The 21,709-nt window shown below is 35.4% G+C and carries 16 protein-coding genes, 1 pseudogene, 1 riboswitch and 1 other annotated feature; of the genes and pseudogenes, 12 read left to right on the top strand and 5 right to left on the bottom strand.

The window, feature by feature from the left end; all coding sequences use genetic code 11:
- Positions 1-5 precede the first annotated feature (5 nt).
- Positions 6-944, bottom strand: a complete 939-nt coding sequence (locus ABH960_RS08965) for an esterase/lipase family protein (RefSeq protein WP_404444551.1) — start codon at positions 942-944, stop codon at positions 6-8.
- A gap of 116 nt (positions 945-1,060) precedes the next feature.
- Between ABH960_RS08965 and cls the strand changes: the two genes are divergently transcribed.
- Entirely contained in the window at positions 1,061-2,272 is a 1,212-nt protein-coding gene (gene cls / locus ABH960_RS08960; RefSeq protein WP_404444548.1) for a cardiolipin synthase, read from the top strand.
- A 57-nt stretch (positions 2,273-2,329) separates the two neighbouring features.
- On the opposite strand, the gene pyrH is transcribed toward cls, so the two are convergent.
- Positions 2,330-3,073, bottom strand: a complete 744-nt coding sequence (pyrH, locus tag ABH960_RS08955) for a UMP kinase (RefSeq protein ID WP_003188660.1) — start codon at positions 3,071-3,073, stop codon at positions 2,330-2,332.
- A 377-nt stretch (positions 3,074-3,450) separates the two neighbouring features.
- On the opposite strand from pyrH, the gene ABH960_RS08950 reads away from it, so the two are divergent.
- The 6 genes from ABH960_RS08950 (at position 3,451) to ABH960_RS08925 (ending at position 13,585) form a co-directional block, all read left to right on the top strand.
- Complete coding sequence (locus ABH960_RS08950) at positions 3,451-4,722, top strand: cation:dicarboxylate symporter family transporter (RefSeq protein WP_002086365.1); 1,272 nt, start codon at positions 3,451-3,453, stop codon at positions 4,720-4,722.
- 24 nt (positions 4,723-4,746) lie between these two features.
- Complete coding sequence (aspA, locus tag ABH960_RS08945; RefSeq protein ID WP_002086363.1) at positions 4,747-6,186, top strand: aspartate ammonia-lyase; 1,440 nt, start codon at positions 4,747-4,749, stop codon at positions 6,184-6,186.
- 74 nt (positions 6,187-6,260) lie between these two features.
- Positions 6,261-7,973 carry an oxaloacetate-decarboxylating malate dehydrogenase gene (gene malS / locus ABH960_RS08940; protein ID WP_016092869.1) on the top strand — a complete coding sequence of 571 codons (1,713 nt, stop codon included), beginning with the start codon at positions 6,261-6,263 and terminating at the stop codon, positions 7,971-7,973.
- 64 nt (positions 7,974-8,037) lie between these two features.
- Positions 8,038-9,336, top strand: a complete 1,299-nt coding sequence (locus ABH960_RS08935; RefSeq protein ID WP_087946990.1) for a sensor histidine kinase — start codon at positions 8,038-8,040, stop codon at positions 9,334-9,336.
- 2 nt (positions 9,337-9,338) lie between these two features.
- The gene (locus tag ABH960_RS08930; RefSeq protein WP_002135525.1) at positions 9,339-10,271 is read left to right on the top strand and encodes a response regulator; all 933 of its coding nucleotides are present in this window, start codon (positions 9,339-9,341) and stop codon (positions 10,269-10,271) included.
- A gap of 119 nt (positions 10,272-10,390) precedes the next feature.
- Positions 10,391-13,585 (top strand): SNF2 helicase associated domain-containing protein, encoded by a 3,195-nt coding sequence (locus ABH960_RS08925; RefSeq protein ID WP_404444542.1) that lies wholly within the window; start codon positions 10,391-10,393, stop codon positions 13,583-13,585.
- 135 nt (positions 13,586-13,720) lie between these two features.
- On the opposite strand, the gene ABH960_RS08920 is transcribed toward ABH960_RS08925, so the two are convergent.
- Positions 13,721-13,852, bottom strand: a complete 132-nt coding sequence (locus ABH960_RS08920; RefSeq protein ID WP_000047589.1) for a DUF3934 family protein — start codon at positions 13,850-13,852, stop codon at positions 13,721-13,723.
- 408 nt (positions 13,853-14,260) lie between these two features.
- Positions 14,261-14,520: a binding site (T-box leader), on the top strand.
- A gap of 70 nt (positions 14,521-14,590) precedes the next feature.
- Here ABH960_RS08920 and asnA point away from each other — a divergent pair.
- From asnA to ABH960_RS08905, 4 genes and pseudogenes are all read left to right on the top strand, one after another.
- On the top strand, positions 14,591-15,574 hold the full coding sequence (gene asnA, locus ABH960_RS08915) for an aspartate--ammonia ligase (protein ID WP_201032922.1): 984 nt from the start codon (positions 14,591-14,593) through the stop codon (positions 15,572-15,574).
- A gap of 353 nt (positions 15,575-15,927) precedes the next feature.
- Positions 15,928-16,082, top strand: a pseudogene (locus tag ABH960_RS29545) (transposase); the annotation flags it as partial.
- Between the two features lie 21 nt (positions 16,083-16,103).
- The gene (locus ABH960_RS08910) at positions 16,104-17,459 is read left to right on the top strand and encodes an RNA-guided endonuclease TnpB family protein (RefSeq protein WP_041868014.1); all 1,356 of its coding nucleotides are present in this window, start codon (positions 16,104-16,106) and stop codon (positions 17,457-17,459) included.
- 273 nt (positions 17,460-17,732) lie between these two features.
- Positions 17,733-17,912, top strand: a complete 180-nt coding sequence (locus ABH960_RS08905; protein ID WP_404444775.1) for a hypothetical protein — start codon at positions 17,733-17,735, stop codon at positions 17,910-17,912.
- Positions 17,913-18,181: 269 nt separating this feature from the next.
- Here ABH960_RS08905 and ABH960_RS08900 read toward each other — a convergent pair whose 3' ends face one another.
- Positions 18,182-18,634, bottom strand: a complete 453-nt coding sequence (locus ABH960_RS08900; protein WP_328070762.1) for a VOC family protein — start codon at positions 18,632-18,634, stop codon at positions 18,182-18,184.
- Positions 18,635-18,990: 356 nt separating this feature from the next.
- Positions 18,991-20,220 carry an aspartate kinase gene (locus tag ABH960_RS08895; protein WP_002186181.1) on the bottom strand — a complete coding sequence of 410 codons (1,230 nt, stop codon included), beginning with the start codon at positions 20,218-20,220 and terminating at the stop codon, positions 18,991-18,993.
- 201 nt (positions 20,221-20,421) lie between these two features.
- A riboswitch (Lysine riboswitch) is annotated at positions 20,422-20,608 on the bottom strand.
- A gap of 192 nt (positions 20,609-20,800) precedes the next feature.
- Between ABH960_RS08895 and ABH960_RS08890 the strand changes: the two genes are divergently transcribed.
- Positions 20,801-21,709: a DoxX-like family protein gene (locus ABH960_RS08890; RefSeq protein WP_404444537.1), complete on the top strand. Its 909-nt coding sequence runs from the start codon at positions 20,801-20,803 to the stop codon at positions 21,707-21,709.

Genomic DNA, 21,709 nt, shown 5'->3' with positions numbered 1-21,709 from the left:
GTAATTTAAAGTATCTTTTGTAATATAGGAATGCTTTTGTAGAGAACTTCGTTATGTGAAGCATGCACAACATATTTATTTCCCTCTAGAAGAAAAACACTATGTAGAACAGCGTTACCATCACCATGTTTTGTAAGTATATCACCGACGACTTTTCCATCTGTCCATTCCAGTTTTGAATGTGAAGGGACGACTTGTAAATATTGAATCGTTTCTACTCCATCTCCTGCAATGAGTATAGTTTCAATATTTCTTTTCTGTATCATAAATCTATTTGCATTTAATGTATCGAGGAATGGATTTTTCGTTTTCATCTTGTTATAAGGAAGAAATGTAATAGCAGAGCCAGATTTTATAAATAAATAATTTCCGTAATCTTTACAAGGGATAACATCTTGTAATCCTGGAAAGTAACGGTGTATCGCTTCAACTTTATTCATTTTGTGTAAGGTGCTTACGTAGTGAATGTATTGTTCCATATAAAAATGAACGATATTTATTTTAGAAGATGTATGTACTGGGAGAGCACCTCCAGTCCAATAACTATAATTGGGGGGAGATCCAGCGTTTGGTGTACAGAGTATAATAAGTTGCTCCACATCATTTTCATATTCTTCACTTTGAACGTAAGAACGTGCAAGAAGCCCGCCCATACTATGACAAACTAAATTTAGTTTGTCGCACCCTGTAAATTCTTTAACATAGGCAATTGTTTTTAATAAATATTTTTGAGTGGAAAAAGCAATACGCTGACGCCAGTCATAAAAACAGATAAACAAGTTTTTATTTCGTTCATAGCCGATACTTTCTAACATCATAATGAATGGTTCATAAATAAACGAAGAAAGCCCAAAGTTCCAATTACCGGTACCAGGAATAATAATATTACTCATTGAACCGAAAAGACCTGGGATAAAAATAATAGGAGTCTTTGCTCTTTTCATAGTCTGCTCTCCTTTAACTTTGTAACATCCAAAAAGTAGGAAATGCATTTTGAATGAAAATTTATTTTAATGAAACACTACGAAATAGTAAGTAATATGAGTGGAAGGAAATCAAAATGATTAAAAAAATATTGCGAGTCACTTCTATTATTATTGCTATTTTCGTTGTTATTTTAATTTGGATGCATATTGACGTTACGCTCGGAAGGAAAATGGAAGCCGGGAAAAATATGCCGACAGAGTATGCGCCTCATTATAGTGACTTTCAATTATATGTAGAAGGGAAGTCGTTTTATAAACAGTTATTTACTGATATAAGTGAAGCGAAGCAATCTATTTACACTTATTTTTATATTTTATCGGATGATAAAAGTAGCCATACTTTTTTAAACTTATTAAAGGAGAAGGCGAAAGAAGGAGTAAACGTATATTTATCGGTTGATTTAATTAATGATTTATCATTTGAAAGAAAGATGAAAAATGAATTGCGGGAAAGTGGTGTTCATTTTACATATAGTAGAAAACCTGAATTGCCATTTGGATTTTATTCTCTACATCATCGGAACCATCGCCGTATTACAACAATTGATGGGGAAATCGGTTATACAGGTGGGTTTAATATGGGGGATGAGTACTTAGGGAAAGATAAGCGATTTGGATATTGGCGTGACTATCATGTGCGGCTTAGAGGAGAAGGAGCAAAAGATTTAGAAGAGCAATTCGCTTTAGATTGGAAACGAGATACGAAAGAACATATAAAAAGAAGTACGAATAAAGCGAATAAAGGGAATACATTACATACGATGGTTAGCTACAATGGACATCATGTCGCTGAAAAATATATAAAGTTAATAAAACAAGCGAAACATTCAATTGTAATTACAACACCTTATTTTATAGCGAAAAATAAAGAATTAATGAACGCTTTAATCGCGGCGCAAAAACGTGGCGTTACAGTAAAAATACTTTGGTCATATAAACCAGATATTCCTCTTATTAAAGAGGCGGCATATCCATACATACGTCAAGCTGTTAATAGTGGGATTACTGTATGCGGTTATAAAAAAGGTATGTTTCATGGAAAGTTAATGCTTATTGATAATGAATTAACTGTTATCGGTACTACAAACTTTACTGCACGTAGCTTCTATATTAATGATGAGATGAATTTGTATATTCATGGTGGATCTATCGTATCAGAAGTGAATGAGGCGTTAACACAAGATTTTCATGACTCGAAAGAAATGACGAAAGAGTTTTTTGAGAAGTTATCTTTTTGGGAGCGTTGTAAGGAGAAATTTGCGGGATTGGTTGATTTTTATTTGTGAGGATTAACGAACAAACAAAGGGTGTCTATAAAAGGCACCCTTTGTTAATGGAAAATACTATTTTTCATGCACAAGCATCGAAACATCATCATTAATCAACGTCCCAACATGTTCACCTAAACAAATTCTTTTCATAACACCAGGCTCATCAAAGTTAAAGACGTGTGCCGGTAAATTATAATCTCGAGCAAGTAATAAAGCGGCTTGATCCATTACTTGTATGTTTTGCCTAACAATATCGTTATAGTTCAGTTTTCGATACATTTTCGCTGATTTATTATATTTTGGATCACTTGTAAAGACACCGTCTACCCCTTGTTTTGCGACTAAAATGGCGTCGCTATTCATTTCAATGGCTCTTTGTACACTTGGGTAATCTGTTGTAACGAATGGTTGCCCGTTACCACCACCGAATATGACAACATAACCGTTATCTAAATGATGTACTGCACGTAGGCGAATATATGGTTCAGCTACTGCATTAAAAGGGATGGAAGTCATAACGCGTACTTCTCTATCTGTTTTACTTGTTAAAACGCCGCGAAGCATTAAGCTGTTAATAATCGTACCTAGCGTACCGATATTATCAGCTTCTACACGATCAATTCCCCATTCTTCAGCTAGATGACCTCTGAAAATGTTACCGCCGCCGATGACAATGGATACTTCGATATCTAGGTCAATAATGGATATTATTTCGTTTGCGATATGTTCTAATCGTTTGGAATTAAAGCTATTTCCAGATTGATCAGCAAGTGCGCCGCCACTTAGTTTAATTAAGACGCGTTTATATGGTTTCATAACAATTCCCCCTATATAGATTGCAATAAAAAAGGAACAAAGGCGAATGCCTTTGTTCCTTCGTAAGAAAATGAAATAGAAAAGAAATAGATATGATGAACTTCTTCACGTGATTTTTCATAACATCCACTCCTTTTCATCCCCATTTATTTAGAATACGTATATCTTTTAGATTATACGAAATAATCTGATGTTTTATCAAGGTTATTTTATTTCTTTTTTATAAAAAGTGTCAATGAATATTATAAGAAATAAATTTGAATTTTTTGTGACGAACTTGTAGGTTTTTGTATGATTTTGTAGGTTCGCTTATATGATGTGTGAGTAGCTTTTATAAATTCAAATTGAAAGCGTTCGCATGAAGGGGATGAACATAAATGAAAAAATTCGGATTGGCAACACAAATTTTTGTCGCGCTTGTTTTAGGGATTGTAGTAGGGGCAGTCTTTTATGGCAATAAAACGGCGATTTCTTATATCACACCAATTGGGGATATATTTATTCACTTAATTAAGATGATTGTAGTACCAATTGTTATTTCAGCATTAATTGTTGCGGTAGCTGGTGTAGGCGATATGAAAAAGCTTGGGAAACTGGGTGGTAAGACAATTCTTTATTTCGAAATTATTACGACGATTGCTATTTTAATGGGATTACTTGCAGCAAATATATTCCAACCAGGTACTGGCGTTGATATGAGTAATTTACAACAAAGTGATATTTCTTCTTATAAACAAACAGCAGATGCAACAGAGAAGAAAGGCTTTGCAGAAACGATTGTTCATATTGTACCGAAAAATATATTTGAGTCTATTACACAAGGTGACTTATTACCGATTATATTCTTCTCAGTACTATTCGGTTTAGGAGTTGCAGCAATCGGTGAAAAGGGAAAGCCTGTTTTTAACTTTTTTGAAGGTGTGCTCGAAGCGATGTTCTGGGTTACAAATCAAGTGATGAAATTCGCACCATTTGGTGTATTCGCATTAATTGCTGTTACGGTTGCGAAATTTGGTGTAGCAACACTACTTCCTTTAGGAAAACTAGTGCTAGCTGTATACGTAACTGTTATACTATTCGTTGTGATTGTATTAGGTATTAATGCGCGAATGGTTGGAGTAAATATTTTTACATTAATGAAAATTTTAAAAGAAGAACTTATTCTTTCATTTACGACAGCAAGTTCAGAAGCTGTTTTACCTAATATAATGAGAAAAATGGAAGAGTTCGGTTGTCCAAAGGCAGTTGCCTCTTTCGTAATTCCGACAGGTTATACATTTAACTTGACTGGATCAGCTATTTATCAAGCGTTAGCGGCATTGTTTGTTGCACAAATGTACGGTGTACACATGTCACTGACGGAGCAAATAACGCTATTATTCGTTCTCATGTTAACATCCAAAGGTATGGCGGGAGTTCCGGGTGCATCATTCGTTGTTGTATTAGCGACGTTAGGATCAATGGGCTTACCGCTAGAAGGCATCGCATTAATTGCGGGAATTGACCGCATTTTAGATATGATTCGCTCAGCTGTCAATGTATTAGGAAATGCATTAGCTGCCATTGTTATGTCGAAGTGGGAAGGCGAATTCGATGATGAGAAAGCAAAACAATATGTAGAAACGGTCAAACAAACAAAAGCAGCGTAAGAGATTGTTAAGGAGTGAGTAATCATGACAACATTAACTGAAGTTAAAAATGGAGTACGAATTGAAAAAGATTTTTTAGGTGAAAAAGAAGTACCAAATTATGCGTACTACGGTGTACAAACAATGCGTGCAGTAGAGAATTTCCCGATTACAGGGTACAAAGTCCATGAAGGCTTAATTAAAGCGTTAGCAATTGTAAAAAAAGCGGCAGCACTTGCTAATGCAGATGTAGGAAGATTGGAATTGAAAAAGGGTGGTGCTATTGCAGAAGCATCACAAGAAATCCTTGAGGGGAAATGGCATGATCATTTCATCGTTGATCCAATTCAAGGTGGTGCAGGAACTTCAATGAATATGAACGCAAATGAAGTCATTGCCAATCGTGCCCTTGAATTATTAGGAATGGAAAAGGGAGACTATGATTATATTAGTCCAAACAGTCATGTAAATATGGCACAATCAACAAACGATGCATTCCCAACAGCGATTCATATTGCAACATTAAATGCATTAGAAGGCTTATTACAAACAATGGGTTATATGCATGATGTATTTGAATTAAAAGCAGAACAGTTCGATCATGTTATTAAAATGGGTCGTACACATTTACAAGATGCTGTGCCAATTCGTCTTGGACAAGAATTTAAAGCATACTCCCGCGTACTTGAACGTGACATGAAACGTATCAAGCAATCACGTCAACATTTATATGAAGTAAATATGGGAGCAACTGCAGTTGGTACAGGCTTAAATGCAGATCCAGAATATATTGAAGCAGTTGTAAAACATTTAGCTACAATTAGTGAACTACCACTTGTTGGTGCAGAAGATTTAGTAGATGCAACTCAAAATACGGATGCGTACACTGAAGTATCTGCAGCACTTAAAGTATGTATGATGAATATGTCTAAAATTGCGAACGACCTTCGTCTAATGGCATCAGGTCCACGCGTTGGATTAGCGGAAATTATGCTACCAGCTCGTCAACCAGGTTCATCTATTATGCCAGGGAAAGTAAACCCTGTTATGCCAGAAGTAATTAATCAAATTGCGTTCCAAGTAATTGGTAACGACCATACAATTTGCCTTGCTTCAGAAGCAGGACAATTAGAATTAAATGTTATGGAACCAGTACTTGTTTTCAACTTACTTCAATCTATTAGCATTATGAATAACGGTTTCCGTGCCTTTACAGATAATTGCTTAAAAGGAATTGAGGCGAATGAAGATCGCTTAAAAGAGTACGTTGAGAAGAGTGTAGGAATTATTACAGCCGTGAACCCTCATATCGGCTATGAAGCAGCAGCTCGCGTTGCGAAAGAAGCAATTGCGACAGGGCAATCCGTTCGAGAACTATGTGTGAAAAATGGTGTATTGTCACAAGAAGAATTAGAGTTAATTCTAGATCCATTCGAAATGACACACCCAGGGATTGCAGGAGCAACTCTTTTAAAGAAAAATTAAAAGAAGAGGGGGACAATCCCCTCTTTTTTGTTTACAATATAGAAATGCTATATATGAATAGAGGTAGGGATGTTATGAGTAAGTTTACAGTGGCTTCTAATGGTGCATTAGAAACAACATTAAGAGGAGCAGAAGTATTATCAACACCACTTTTAAATAAAGGGGTAGCTTTCACACAAGAGGAAAGAGAAGAGTTAGGTTTAAAAGGGTTATTACCGCCAGCGGTTTTAACGTTAGAAGAACAAGCACGCCGAGCATATGAACAATTTAGTTCTCAGCCGGATGATTTATTAAAGAATGTATACTTAACAGCGTTACATGATCGAAATGAAGTGTTATTTTATCGTATTTTAACAGAGCATTTACGTGAAATGTTACCGATTGTATATACACCAACTGTAGGTGTAGCAATTCAAAGATATAGTCATGAATACCGTAAACCACGTGGCATTTATTTATCAATTAACGATCCATCAGGTATTGAAGATGCATTTGCAAATATCGGTGCAACAGCTGAAAACATTGATTTAGTCGTTGTAACGGATGGAGAAGGTATATTAGGAATTGGTGATTGGGGTGTTGGTGGAATTAACATCGCAATCGGGAAATTGGCTGTATATACGGCCGCAGTTGGAATCGATCCTAGCCGTGTATTACCGGTAATTTTAGATGTAGGTACAAATCGTGAGGAATTATTAAACAATCCATTTTATATTGGAAATCGTCACCCTCGTATAACAGGTGAAGCTTACGATGAATTTATTGATACGTTTGTTCAAGCGGTAAATAAACAATTCCCGAAAGCACTTCTACATTGGGAAGACTTCAGTTCTCGAAATGCACGAAAAATTTTAGATAAATATCGTCATGACGTTTGTACATTTAATGATGATATTCAAGGTACAGGGGCAGTTTCACTTGCTGCTGTATTATCGGCAGTAAAAGCTTCTGGTGTACCGTTAAGTGAACACCGTGTAGTTGTGTTTGGTGCTGGTACGGCTGGAATCGGTATCGCAGATCAAGTAAGAGATGCAATGGTTCGTGTCGGCTTATCAGACGAAGAATCACATAATCGTTTCTGGTGTATTGACCGTAATGGGTTGGTTACAGATAATATGGAAGATCTTCTTGATTTCCAAATTCCATATGCAAGAAAAGAAGCTGAAGTAAGTGATTGGAAACAAAATGATGCTATCGGACTTACTGAAGTTGTGAAACATGTAAAACCGACAATTTTAATTGGTACATCTACTGTTGCAGGCGCATTTAAAGAGGAAATTATTAAAGAAATGGCTTCTCACGTAGAAAGACCAATCATTTTACCAATGTCGAATCCAACGCCACTTGCTGAAGCGAAACCAGCAGATTTAATCGAGTGGACAGAAGGAAAAGCATTAGTTGCAACAGGAAGTCCGTTTGAACCGGTTACATATAACGGTGTAACGTATGTGATTGGACAGTCAAATAACGCACTTATTTTCCCAGGACTAGGTCTTGGTACAATTGTTGTTCGTGCAAGCGTCATGACGGATGGAATGTTCGCAGCAGCAGCAGAAGCAGTTGCAAGTATGGTAGATACAAGTCAGCCAGGAGCGCCTATTTTGCCAGAAGTTGAAGAGTTACGTAATATCTCTGAACTGGTTGCGATTGAAGTAGCGAAAGTTGCAGTTGCAGAAGGTGTTGCTAGAGAGAACTTAAGTGATGACGATATTAAGATTGCAGTAAAAGAAGCAATATGGGAACCGGAGTATCGCCAAATAAAAGCGGTAGAAAAGGTTAGAATATAGAAATAAAGCCCGTTTATAATTATAAGCGGGCTTTCACTTTTACAATTGAAAAAAAGCATAGGAAGTGGCACCTTTGAATTGGAATCAATTATGGAAGAAAGATATGTATCTTTTAATTATATTAATGGTTGTTGTTCCGATTGCTGGAGAGCTGAATTTTCATCCTTTTAATGATATGTTTCGTGTTAGTTTCGGGACACCGCTTTTCTTCTTTTTATTACTATTTTTAAGAAGAGTGCCAGCAGCAGCTGCAGGTATTCTTGTAGGTATATCTGTAGTCTTATTTCGTGTATGTCTTGACTGGGTATTGCAAGGTTCATTCCATATGACAGAATCATTTTATTTGCGTTATCCTGTGTTCTTTTATTATTTTATTTATGGAAGTCTTTTTTCGCTTTGTAGGGTGAATAAGTTTCATCAGAAGCCAATTGTGATAGGATGTCTTGGAATTACAATTGAAATTATCGCAAGTATGTCTGAACTTGCGTTTTATCATATGTTAGTGCTGGGGACAACGATAACAGTTTCTGAAGTGAATAAACTAATTATTATTGCTATTTTCCGTAGTTTCTTTGCACTTGGTTTTTTAAATATGATGAATTTATATGAAACAAAATTAAAAGAATCACAAGTTCGAAAAGAAAATGAAAATATGTTAATGTACCTCTCTAATTTATATGTGGAATCTGTCCATTTGAAAAAAACGTTACAAAATGCCGAGTTAATTACACAAGAAGCATATCAACTATATCGAAACTTACAAGCGAATGATGATTTAAATAGCAAAACAGCATTAAAAATAGCAGGAGAAGTGCACGAAATCAAAAAGGATAATCAAAGAATTTTTGCAGGACTATCTAAACTGTTATTAGATAAAAATGTGGCTGAGTATGTAGAAGGACATGAATTAGCGGAAATGATTGTAAGAATTAATGAGAAGTATGCTGAAATGTTAGAAAAAGATATACGTTTTTCGGAACATATAGAAGGTGAGCATGCAGAATATCATGTGTACACGGTCTTATCCATTTTTAATAACTTAGTTGCAAATGCAGTTGAAGCAATTGAGGGTAGAGGTCTCATTATTATTAAGCTATATAAACGAGATAAACATATATTCTTTGAAGTAATTGATGATGGACCTGGTATTGCACAGAAATATAAAAAATTAGTATTTAAGCCAGGATTTACTTCAAAGTATGATCAAACGGGAACACCTTCAACAGGTATTGGACTTTCTTACATAAACGAAATGGTAACAGAGCTCGGAGGAGAAGTGAGATTAGAAGACCGAGAAACTGGCGGAGGGTGTAAGTTTATCGTTTGTTTACCGGAGTGCAGTTTAAAGCGGGAAGGAGAATGAAGTTGTTTTATTATATCGTAGATGATGATGAAGTTTTCCGCTCCATGCTTTCACAAATTATTGAAGATGGCGATCTTGGGGAAGTAATTGGAGAGTCGGAAGATGGAGCTTTTATTGAAGCAGATCAACTGAATTTTAAAAAAGTAGATATTTTATTTATTGATTTATTAATGCCAATGCGAGATGGGATTGAAACAGTTCGCCATATTGCGTCCTCCTTTACAGGGAAAATCATTATGATTTCTCAAGTTGAATCGAAACAGCTTATTGGTGAGGCGTATACACTTGGTGTTGAATATTATATTACAAAACCATTAAATAAAATTGAGGTTGTATCTGTTGTACGTAAAGTAATGGAACGTATTCGTTTAGAGCGCTCTATACATGATATTCAAAAATCATTGAATAACGTTTTTAAGTGGGAACAGCCGCAAGTTCGAAATGAGCCAATGCAGGAAGGAAAAAGAATAGCAGATTCAGGGCGCTATTTATTATCAGAACTCGGTATTGCGGGAGAGAATGGAAGTAAAGATTTACTTAGTATGTTGGAATATTTATATGGACAAGAAAAAGAGCAAACGTTTGAATTTGGATTTCCTGCGCTAAAAGATATCTTTCACCATATAACTATAAGAAAATTAGAGAATATAGCTTCAGATGCAGATATAGATAAGGAGAGAAAAGCATCTGAACAAAGGGTACGTAGAGCGATTTATCAATCGTTAAATCACTTAGCTTCCCTTGGATTAACAGACTTTTCAAATCCGAAATTTGAAAGCTATGCTCCGAAATTTTTTGATTTCACTGTAGTTAGAAAACGAATGACAGAAATGACAAAGGATGAAGTAGCAACTTCTGGCCATATACGAATTAATACGAAGAAATTTATTCAAGTGTTGTATTTTGAGGCGAAACGGTTGATGGAGATAGAGTGAAAAAAGGTGCTTATATACAAGCATCTTTTTTTATTAAATCTACATTTTATATTTTCTCTTGGAGCATGTAAAATGTTAGTTAAGAGAAACTGGTTTTAAAGTAAGGAAGTGTCAAAACAATGAGTTTTACAATAAATAAATCGATTATTAAAGAAGTATGCGGAGAAACCTCATATAAAAGAGGCGAAGCTTATTATAAATCAAATAAAGTAATAATAAATCATTATGATGAAAATAAAGAAATTTGCGAAGCGACGGTAAAAGGGAACGAAGATTTTCATGTTACAGTAGAAAAAGCTAAAAAAGGTGATGTTGTTGCGAAATGTAGTTGTCCTTCGTTAGCGTCTTTTCAAACATACTGTCAACATGTTGCGGCAGTATTGATACAAATAAATTATAATCAGCAAACCGGTGGAATGGTGCCTATTAGTAGCGGAAATGAACAATTAACAAGCGGGATGTTTCATTTATTTGCAGAAAAACCATTAAGACCAAAAAGTAAACAACACCGTTTTGATACACGTGAAATACTTCATGTTGAATTTATATGTACGCCAGTAGTTACGAAAAATGGTGGGGCACTGCTAGGTATTCAGTTTAAACTCGCCAAGATGTATTTTGTAAATCATATTAGAGAATTTCTTTCCAATGTGGAGAAAAGAGAGTCCTATAATTGTTCAAATGAATTTACATATACACCGGATGTACATAGCTTCAGGCAAGAAACGGATGCGATTATTCAGCAGCTAATTAAAATTTATCATAATGAAAAAATGTATGAGGATACACTGGAAGTACATGCAAAACAAGATGATAGTATGATTTTAATACCGCCAGCTTCATGGAAGGATATGCTTTCTTTACTTTCTAAAGTTGAGTTTGTGGGACTTAATCAAGATGGAAAATCTTTTCACGGTTTACAAATTTCAAAAGGGCTACTTCCTTTACATTTTGAGTTTAATAAAGGGAGTAACGGTGGGTTTACACTTTATATTGACGGCTTACAACAAGTAGAAGTAATGGATACGTATAGTTATGCTCTATTTGGAGGGAAACTGTATCAGTTGAACGCTGAGGATTGTAAGCGGCTTATCGAATTACAAAAAATGATGAATCGTTCTAGTAGTAACCAATTGTATATTCCAGCAGATAAGATGGAACACTTTGTAGCAAAAGTTGTACCAGGGTTAATGAAGCTTGGTACTGTGCGAATTGATGAAGTAATATCAGATCGTGTTGAAACGCCTTCGCTAAAAGCAAAATTGTATTTAGATCGAGTGAAAAATCGTTTGTTAGCAGGTCTCGAATTTCATTATGGAAACGTCGTGATTAATCCGTTAGAAGAGGATGGGCAGCCATCTGTTTTTAATCGTGATGAGAAAAAGGAAAAAGAGATTTTAGACATTATGAGTGAAAGTGCCTTCGCGAAAACGGAAGGCGGTTATTTTATGCATAATGAAGAAGCTGAGTATAACTTTTTATATCATGCTGTTCCAACGTTAAAAGGTTTAGTTGATATTTATGCGACGTCAGCCATCAAATTACGAATTCATAAGGGAGACACAGCTCCTCTTATAAGAGTTAGAAGGAAAGAGAGAATTGATTGGTTATCATTCCGCTTTGATATAAAAGGTATTCCAGAGGCAGAAATTAAAGGGGTATTAGTCGCTCTTGAGGAGAAACGGAAATATTATCGTTTAGCAAGTGGTGCTCTACTATCACTTGAGAGTAAAGAGTTTAATGATATTAATCAGTTTATAAAAGAATCTAGTATTCGAAAAGAATTTTTAAAGGGCGAAGAAATAGATGTCCCTCTTATTCGTAGTGTGAAATGGATGAATTCACTGCAAGAAGGAAACGTATTAAGTTTAGATGAGTCTGTTCAAGAATTGGTAGAGAACATTCAAAACCCTAAAAAGCTGAAGTTTGCGGTGCCAAGTGGCTTAGATGCGATAATGAGAGAGTATCAAGCATACGGATTCCAGTGGATGAAAACACTTGCCTATTATCGTTTTGGCGGCATTTTAGCTGATGATATGGGACTGGGGAAAACGTTGCAAAGTATTGCTTTTATAGACTCTGTTTTGCCGGAAATTCGAGAGAAGAAACTGCCTATATTAGTTGTTTCTCCGTCGTCCCTCGTTTACAACTGGCTTAGCGAGTTAAAAAAATTCGCTCCACATATTAGAGCAGTTATTGCCGATGGAAATCAAGCAGAGCGCCGAAAAATTTTAAAAGATATAACGGAATTTGATGTAGTAATTACGTCATATCCTTTACTGAGAAGAGATATAAGGTTATATGCGCAGCCATTTCATACGTTATTTCTTGATGAAGCACAAGCGTTTAAAAATCATACGACGCAAACTGCGAAGGCAGTAAAAACGATTCAAGCAGAGTACCGTTTTGGATTAACGGGAACACCTGTAGAGAATTCATTAGAAGAGCTATGGTCTATCTTCCACGTCGTCTTCCCAGAATTATTACCGGGAAGAAAAGAGTTCGGTGATTTAAGACGTGAAGATATTGCGAAGAGGGTAAAACCTTTCGTGTTAAGAAGGTTAAAGGGTGATGTATTACATGAACTCCCAGAAAAAATTGAGCACTTACAATCATCAGCACTTTTACCAGATCAAAAGAGGCTTTACGCAGCTTATTTAGCAAAGTTAAGAGAAGAAACGTTAAAACATTTGGATAAAGATACGTTACGTAAAAATAAAATTCGGGTTTTAGCTGGTTTAACGAGACTACGGCAAATTTGTTGTCATCCTGCTTTGTTTGTTGATGACTATAAAGGTAGTTCAGCTAAATTTGATCAGTTGCTAGAAATTTTGGAGGAATGCAGAAGTACAGGGAAGAGAATTCTTATCTTTTCCCAATTTACGAAGATGCTTTCGATAATCGGACGTGAATTAAATCGTCAAGCAGTTCCATACTTTTATTTAGACGGGAGTACACCAGCGCAAGAACGTGTAGAGCTATGCAATCGGTTTAACGAAGGAGAAGGGGATCTATTTCTTATTTCGTTAAAAGCTGGTGGAACAGGACTAAATTTAACAGGTGCAGATACAGTTATATTGTACGACTTGTGGTGGAATCCAGCTGTTGAACAACAAGCTGCGGATAGAGCGTATCGAATGGGACAAAAAAATACAGTGCAAGTGATTAAGTTAGTAGCACATGGAACAATTGAAGAAAAAATGCACGAGTTACAAGAGAGTAAGAAAAATTTAATCGCTGAAATTATCGAGCCAGGAGAAGAGAAGTTATCTTCTATTACGGAGGAAGAAATCCGCGATATTCTTATGATTTAATATGGAAAAAGCTATGCTTTCATAGAGATGAAAGCATAGCTTTTTTGTTGTAATAATTATATTTTGTTTTGTACAAAGTAAAGAGATAAAGTGAAACTTTAATCAGTGGGAGTTGTTCATCTCCCACTATTTATTTTATTTCTTTGTACCTTTACTTTTGTATGGTTTTGCAGCTTTCTTTTTCGCACTTGATTGCCAACGGTTCCATCCTTTACTTCCTGTACCTTGTCCTACACCTTTTTTCGGTTTTGCTTTCGTTTTACTCATATGATCACTCCGTTATATAAAAAATCTGATTTGATAATAGCCAATGTTTTAGAAAAATACTATCGATAAATGACTATGCTTGCTTTAAATAAAAACAAACTGCTTGAATGCTATAGTATATCATGAAATTGCGAGTAAACTGAAAGGAATTATAAAGAAAATGAAAATAATAAGAAATACTGCGGATTCTATATTTCGAACAATCACACTAGTTGTTGTATATATGTTAGTTTCAATTAGTGAAATGTTTTTTGGATTGAAGAGACAAAGGAAATAAAAATGTTATATTAAGAACAATCGGTAAAGGCATAAAATAAAGAATTGAAAAATTTTTTAAAACTTTTTGTTGACTTTATCTATTTTTTGTATAGAATAATCATTAATAAAATGTTTCAGAGATGTGACAATAAAACGACTATGAAAGGACGAGTAGTAGTAGGATGTAGTTTAAGCGAGTCAGGGACGGTGTGAGCCTGATACGAAGCCTATTATGAAGAACCTCCTGGAGTCGCTAACCGAAATCCTTTATAGGAAAGTAGACTTAGCCGGGAACTTCGCCGTTACAAGAAGAACAGTATCGAGATTTTTTAATCTCCGTATTGTATAAGTGAGCAACCTCTGTTGCTAATTTGGGTGGTACCGCGGAACCAAAGTCTTTCGTCCCAGTTTTTTGGGAAAGAAGGGCTTTTTTTGTTGGCTTCTTTTCACAACATCCAAACATTTTAGGAGGAAACCACCATGTATCAATCATTAATGACAGTAAGAGAGACTCAAATCGCAATTAAGGAAGTTAAAACATTTTTCGAGGATCAATTAGCAAAGCGCCTTGAACTATTCCGCGTATCTGCACCATTATTCGTAACGAAGAAATCAGGATTAAACGATCACTTAAACGGTGTAGAACGTCCAATTGAATTTGATATGTTACATTCAGGAGAAGAATTAGAAATTGTACATTCACTAGCGAAGTGGAAAAGATTCGCATTACATGAATACGGATATGAAGCTGGTGAAGGTTTATATACAAACATGAACGCGATTCGTCGTGATGAAGAACTTGATGCAACGCATTCCATTTATGTTGACCAATGGGATTGGGAAAAAATCGTTCAAAAAGAATGGCGTACTATCGATTACTTACAAAAAACAGTACAAACAATTTATGGAATATTCAAAGAATTGGAAGGTCACTTATTTGAAAAGTATCCGTTCCTTGGAAAGTATTTACCAGAAGAAATTGTTTTCATTACTTCTCAAGAACTGGAAGATAAATATCCAGAATTAACACCGAAAGATCGTGAACATGCAATTGCGAAAGAACACGGTGCAGTCTTTATTATTGGAATTGGTGATGCACTCCGTTCAGGTGAAAAGCACGATGGACGCGCGTCCGATTATGATGATTGGAAATTAAACGGTGACATTTTATTCTGGCACCCAGTACTACAAGCTTCGTTCGAATTATCATCAATGGGAATTCGTGTTGATAGTAAAGCACTTGATGAGCAATTAACGAAAACTGGTGAAGACTTCAAACGTGAGTATGATTTCCATAAAGGTATTTTAGAAGACGTACTACCATTAACAATTGGTGGTGGTATCGGCCAATCAAGAATGTGTATGTACTTCTTACGTAAAGCACATATCGGTGAAGTTCAATCTTCTGTATGGCCTGATGATTTACGTGAAGCTTGCAAGAAAGAAAACATTCATTTGTTTTAATAGAAGTGAGAGAGAATAGCTCAAACATAGAGCTATTCTTTCTTTTTTATTTTGTAAACGAATAGTTTACAGTGAGTTTTACTAATGGTTTCTTTTTCGTCTCCTTTTATCCTTTTCGGCAAGAAGACTCCATCTGATTTGTGTTACGGGTGAAACCCAACAATTCAGGTGGAGATGAATTGCCGTCAGTCAATAGGCTGAACTCTTTTGTTTCGTTCATAACAATTTTTTGATGGGGAACATTCGTTTCTTTTTGTCTTACGATATAATCTGTAGTAGATAAGGAGGGAATATATCGTAAGACAACGAAATTGGATAATAATCATTCGGTTACTTGAGCAAAAAGGAATTAAGATGAAGAACATGTTCACATTTAGTTCCGTTTAGTTCCAAATATTGATTTGTCAAAAGTAATTAACAGTTACAAAAGTGTTAGTTCTCGTTTCGTGAAACGAGATTTCCTAAGATAAAACATTATCTTAGGAAAGAAATAATTTTAATGAACTCTCTGAGAAAGGTGGTGAAAACAATGACTAAAAAGAGAGCAGTGAAAGTATTACGTAAACAAAAAAAAAGAGAAAACATGCAACGATTCACGCAGAAACAGAATATCGGACGAGCTTGTCTCACAGCTAAAGAATTTCGCTTACTGCAACGCATGTCACATAGTTCTAAAGCATTGCGAAATGTTGGATTGTACACGATTAAACAAAGTTATTTAAATAATAACAAGATGGCTACTGTAAAAGAAGTGGACACTGCCATGCAAACCGATATGAACTACTGGGGTATTCAATCAAACTCTGTTCAAGCGATTCGTAGAGCCTTATTTACAGAAGTGAAGAGCTTTTTTAAAGCAATGGAACAGTGGAAGAAAAAACCTGAAACCTTCACAGGTCGTCCTAAGTTTCCGAATTATTCCCGTTCCACTGACAAACGAATCATTGAAATCTATCAAGTTCCAAAAGTTGATAATAACGGGTATTGGATGATTCCGATGAATGTTGCATTCAGAAAAAAATTCGGTTCCATTAAAATACGTATGCCTAAAAACTTAAGAAATAAAAAAATCTCCTACATTGAGATTGTACCGAAGCAAAAAGGTCGGTTCTTTGAGGTGCATTACACATATGAAATGCACGTTTCTCAAATGAAGAAACAACCCACGACTATTAGTAAAGCTTTGAGTTGCGATTTAGGTGTAGACAGATTATTAAGTTGCGTAACAAATACAGGTGATGCATTTTTAATTGATGGAAAAAAATTAAAATCCATTAACCAGTACTTCAATAAAATGATACGTAATCTACAACTGAAAAACATGGAAAATGGACTTTCTAAACGAGTTGTAACGAACAAAATGGCTGCACTTTGGCATAAACGGGAAAGACAAATAAATGGTTACATTTCACAAACTGTAGGCTTGTTGTTCGAAAAAGTGAAAGCATTCAACATAGATACTGTTGTCGTAGGGTATAACGCTGGTTGGAAACAAAAATCTGATATGGGAAAAAAGAATAATCAAAAATTTGTTCAAATCCCATTTCATAAACTGATTGCAGCAATTGAGAATAAATGTATAAAAGAAGGCATCCGATTTTTAAAGCAAGAAGAAAGCTATACTTCAAAAGCTAGTTTTCTTGATAAAGATAGGGTTCCAGTTTGGGATAAGGATGATAGGACGCATTATCGCTTTAGTGGCAAACGGATCACTCGTGGTCTGTACCAAAGTAAAGCAGGGAAATGTATTCATGCTGATATTAATGGTGCATTGAATACATTGGAAAAATCGAGAGTTGTAGAATTGGATGACAATCTCAAAGTGAAAACGCCGATTCTATTAGAAGTGCAAAAACGTAAGGCTGTTGCTTCGTGCATAGCTTAGTGGGTGCGTCAACCATCCATGTGTACTCGACTTGTCGGGGTTTGTAGCACACGCCGGAGTCATCTGAGTGGTGGCTTCTTCCACAAGGAAGAATTGCTCTTTTTCGAAAGGGTGGTGCAAGTGGGGAAACGATTGTTCGTTTCTAGTACCAACCAAAAAGATACTTGGGGTGTTACTGTAAGGTGGCATGAATTCTAGAGCGTCAAACTATCTAGCGATAGACGAAAAGACCTAGAGTTCTAACTCAAGCCCCCACTGAAACGTTTCAACTCAGTGGGGGTAGTTGACATTGGATTTGGATTTGGTTTGCTAATTATAATTGCATTCATTGATTATGAAAAAATACAGGTGGTTGTATTAGGAGTTGCACTATTCATGATGGTATTTTACTCGGATGTGAAGAAAGTTATTTTGAATGAATATAGAGCGTTTTTTCATGGGAAAGAGCGATAAGATATAAAATGAGAAGAGTCAGTTATATTTCCTAGGAAAGGATAAAATGAATAATTAAATTATTTTATAATGATTTTAGGATGTTGATAATATGTTAAAGAACGATTTGGATAGAGTCTTGAAATCTATGTGTAAAATGAAAATACATTTTTAAAAGCTCAAACAAGCATAACCACGTTCTAAAGTTAGGACGTGGTTAAAAATATGGTTTAATTGATAATGAAATTCTGTTTGGCAAAGCCAATAACTTTTTATAAAAAATTACTTAATTATTTGTTACCGATTTCTTCCGCCAAACCGATTAGAATTCCTTCGGTTCCACGAATGTAGCAGAGTCGATACGAGTTCTCATACTGAACTACTTCTCCAACGAGCTGAGCACCATGCTTAGTAAGTCTGGATACCATTTCGTCAATGTCCTCGACGGTGAACATGACGCGCAGATAACCGAGGGCGTTTACAGGAGCTGTCCGGTGATCTGCTATAGTAGGTGGGGTGAGAAATCGCGAAAGTTCAATTCGGCTGTGACCATCTGGCGTAACCATCATAGCAATCTCTACGCACTGAGAACCGAGTCCAGTTACGCGACCAGCCCATTCACCTTCAACAGTAGCTCGCCCTTCGAGATTCAAGCCAATCTCCTCGAAGAAAGAGATTGCGTTATCAAGAGATTCTACAACGATGCTGACATTGTCCATTCTTAGTAATTTGTTTTTTGTCATTGTCTTTATCTCCTTATATGTATAAATTTATTATATAATTATCCTCATAATTATACTAGAATCTCTTCTAAACAAAAAACACCTTGTCACAGTGTAGGAAAATGTGACAAGGTGTTTTCGGGTATGTCATATAACAACTTATTAACAAAAAACACTTCGTAAACTTTCTACTATTGAAATATACGCGAACTTTATTTCGTGAATACTATCATTTCAAGTAGTTTCAAGAATTTGATACTGTAGTTGCTATTTGATAAAAGAACTTCGACTTCCCCGCAAAATATTCCCACCCTATTTCTATTTATATAGGAAGGAAATAGATTCGTATAATTTGTTGTAAGTTTTACTAGTGGAAATTAAATCATTTGCACTAAAGGTTCAATTTTCGCCATAAATGATTGATGAAGTGCTTCAACACCCGTTACTAAATGAAGACGGTCAATAACGACAGATACTTTAATTTCTGATGTACTTACCATTTTAATATGAATATCTTCTTCTTTTAAAGTAGTGAACATATTCGCAGCAACTCCTGGGTTAGATACCATACCAGATCCTACAATTGATACTTTTGCTAAATGATTTTCATGTTCTACAGATTCATAGTGAAGTGCTTCTTGATTTTGTTCCAATACTTCTAATGTTTCTCTTAAATCATTAGAATGGATTGAGAAGGAGAGGTGAACAGTTCCTTCATTTGTAATACTTTGAATAATAATATCTACATTAATATGTGCTGCTGCTAATGTAGAGAAAACTGTTGAAAGTGCACCTTGTTCTAACCCTTTAATTGTGACACGTGTAATATTATCCTCAAATGCAATACCTTTAACGATTGATTGTTGTTCCATGTTACATTCTCCCCTTACAATTGTTCCGTTTTCTTGTTCCATACTTGAGCGAACTTCTAAAATTACATTATGATTTTTAGCAAATTCAACAGCGCGTGGGTGTAATACGCCAGCACCGAGGTTGGCAAGCTCTAACATTTCGTCATAAGAAATTTCATCTAATTTATAAGCATCTTGTACAACTCGTGGATCAGTCGTATATACGCCGGTCACATCCGTATAAATATCACATTTTTTTGCTTTTAGTGCAGCAGCTAATGCGACAGCAGTCGTATCGGAGCCACCGCGGCCAAGTGTGGTAATTTCATTTTCTTCACTTATTCCTTGGAAACCAGCTACTATAACAATCGTGCCTTCAGTAAGGTAAGACTGAATACGAGTGGTGTTAATGTCAGTAATCCGTGCACTACTATGTACAGATTCTGTCGTAATACCAGCTTGCCATCCTGTTAATGAAATTGCGTTATAACCTTTTGTTTGTAGTGCTATTGTTAATAATGAAATAGTTACTTGTTCTCCTGTAGATAGGAGCATATCCATTTCACGTTTACTTGGATTTTCAGTAATAGCATTAGCAAGTGCTACAAGTTTATCCGTACTTTTTCCCATTGCTGAAACGACAGAGACAATACTATGTCCTCGTTCATATTCTTCAATAATTAAATTTGCTACATGTTGAATGCGTTCGACGCTTCCGACAGAAGTACCGCCAAATTTTTGTACAATCGTTTCCATTACGAATTCCTTCTTTCGTCCATTTTTAAGAATAGGTTAGGACATATACAAATCCCAATATTCCTGTAGTTACCAGAGAGAAAAACAAAAAACACCATCTCAAATAAGTGAGGATGGTGCTGTTACAGGAAAAGGGAAACAGAAAACGGAGCTAATAAAAAAACCGCCAAAAAAGGAATATCATAAAAATGATATCTCTTTTTTGTAGATAGCTCTTCATACGTACACGTCTGTACATATGACAGTTCTGTTTCTATTCGAAAACAGCCCCAATTGATAAATGCAGAGAAATTTATCAATTTCGGCAACACTTCCTTTCCTCTAAAATCATAGACATCTCTGTGTCTCCTTTAGAATACTTATAAGCGTTGCAACCTCTATCTCACGTTTTAGGCGAGAGTGTATGATTTATGAAGTTGTTGGTAACATTTGTTTTATAATAATTTAAATTTTTCAGGGAATCAAGTGTTTTTTGTATTTTTTTGAAATTCTATCTTTTTATTAAATTAGTTTGTGAAAAATGTAGCAAAATCGATTCATTGCATGTACATTGAAAATATAGCGCCTGGGAGGTGGAAGGATGGGGAAGAAAAAGCCTATTTATGTAGCCACAGAAATGAACACAACAATGGAGAAACTATGGGCATATACACAAGAGCCTGATATACATACAGAGTGGGATGCTCGTTTTACTGAGATTTCGTATTTAGAAAAAAAAGAGGGAGAACGACAGAAGTTTTTATATAAAACAAAGATCGGATTTGGACTTGAAATAGCCGGAGAAGGGGAATCGATAGGTGAAATAAGAAAAGAAACTGGAGAACGCATTTCCTCTTTAAAATTTTGGACAGACAATCAATTATCACTTATACAAATAGGGCGTGGTTATTGGAAGTATACACCGAATGAAGAACATATTCATTTTGAAACGCAATATGATTATGATACGAGATTTGGTCGTATAGGAAATGTGATAGATTTATATGTTTTTCGTCCACTATTAGGTTGGGCGACAGCATGGAGTTTTGATGCTTTAAAATTATGGTTAGAAAAGGGACTTCATCCAAAGTTGCTAATTAGAAGAACGATGACGTATTGGCTAGTTTGCTTTTTATTTGCTTTCGTATGGTTATATCAAGGGATTGTACCGAAATTGATGTTTACTCATTCAGAAGAAGTAAAGATGCTTTCTGCACTAATCGGATCGAATGAAAGTAGTATTTTTATACTTAAAATAGTTGGATTTTTAGAAATAATATGGGGTGTTATGTGGCTATTGCCACTTCAAAAGCGAAAACTATTTATATTGCATATTATATTGTTGATAGTTTTAACATTAGCGGCAGGATCGACGAATATCGCTAGTTTTACGCAACCGTTTAATCCGATTACATTAAATTTTCTTCTAATAGGGTTATCGATTGTCGGTTATATAAATAGCACTAATTTGCCAAGCGCAAAAAATTGCAAGAGGACGAGAAAGGGATAA

This window comes from Bacillus sp. RC252 (genome assembly GCF_044909215.1).
GTDB lineage: Bacteria > Bacillota > Bacilli > Bacillales > Bacillaceae_G > Bacillus_A > Bacillus_A mycoides.
This window is presented reverse-complemented; position numbering and strand designations above follow the sequence as displayed.

What these genes read in the sequence shown, in the direction of transcription:
- ABH960_RS08920 (WP_000047589.1), bottom strand. Translation starts at nt 13,852, where the DNA reads ATGAGTAAAACGAAAGCAAAACCGAAAAAAGGTGTAGGACAAGGTACA.
- ABH960_RS08910 (WP_041868014.1), top strand. Translation starts at nt 16,104, where the DNA reads ATGACTAAAAAGAGAGCAGTGAAAGTATTACGTAAACAAAAAAAAAGA.
- ABH960_RS08965 (WP_404444551.1), bottom strand. Translation starts at nt 944, where the DNA reads ATGAAAAGAGCAAAGACTCCTATTATTTTTATCCCAGGTCTTTTCGGT.
- ABH960_RS08900 (WP_328070762.1), bottom strand. Translation starts at nt 18,634, where the DNA reads ATGACAAAAAACAAATTACTAAGAATGGACAATGTCAGCATCGTTGTA.
- pyrH (WP_003188660.1), bottom strand. Translation starts at nt 3,073, where the DNA reads ATGAAACCATATAAACGCGTCTTAATTAAACTAAGTGGCGGCGCACTT.
- aspA (WP_002086363.1), top strand. Translation starts at nt 4,747, where the DNA reads ATGACAACATTAACTGAAGTTAAAAATGGAGTACGAATTGAAAAAGAT.
- cls (WP_404444548.1), top strand. Translation starts at nt 1,061, where the DNA reads ATGATTAAAAAAATATTGCGAGTCACTTCTATTATTATTGCTATTTTC.
- ABH960_RS08950 (WP_002086365.1), top strand. Translation starts at nt 3,451, where the DNA reads ATGAAAAAATTCGGATTGGCAACACAAATTTTTGTCGCGCTTGTTTTA.
- asnA (WP_201032922.1), top strand. Translation starts at nt 14,591, where the DNA reads ATGTATCAATCATTAATGACAGTAAGAGAGACTCAAATCGCAATTAAG.
- ABH960_RS08895 (WP_002186181.1), bottom strand. Translation starts at nt 20,220, where the DNA reads ATGGAAACGATTGTACAAAAATTTGGCGGTACTTCTGTCGGAAGCGTC.
- ABH960_RS08925 (WP_404444542.1), top strand. Translation starts at nt 10,391, where the DNA reads ATGAGTTTTACAATAAATAAATCGATTATTAAAGAAGTATGCGGAGAA.
- ABH960_RS08890 (WP_404444537.1), top strand. Translation starts at nt 20,801, where the DNA reads ATGGGGAAGAAAAAGCCTATTTATGTAGCCACAGAAATGAACACAACA.
- malS (WP_016092869.1), top strand. Translation starts at nt 6,261, where the DNA reads ATGAGTAAGTTTACAGTGGCTTCTAATGGTGCATTAGAAACAACATTA.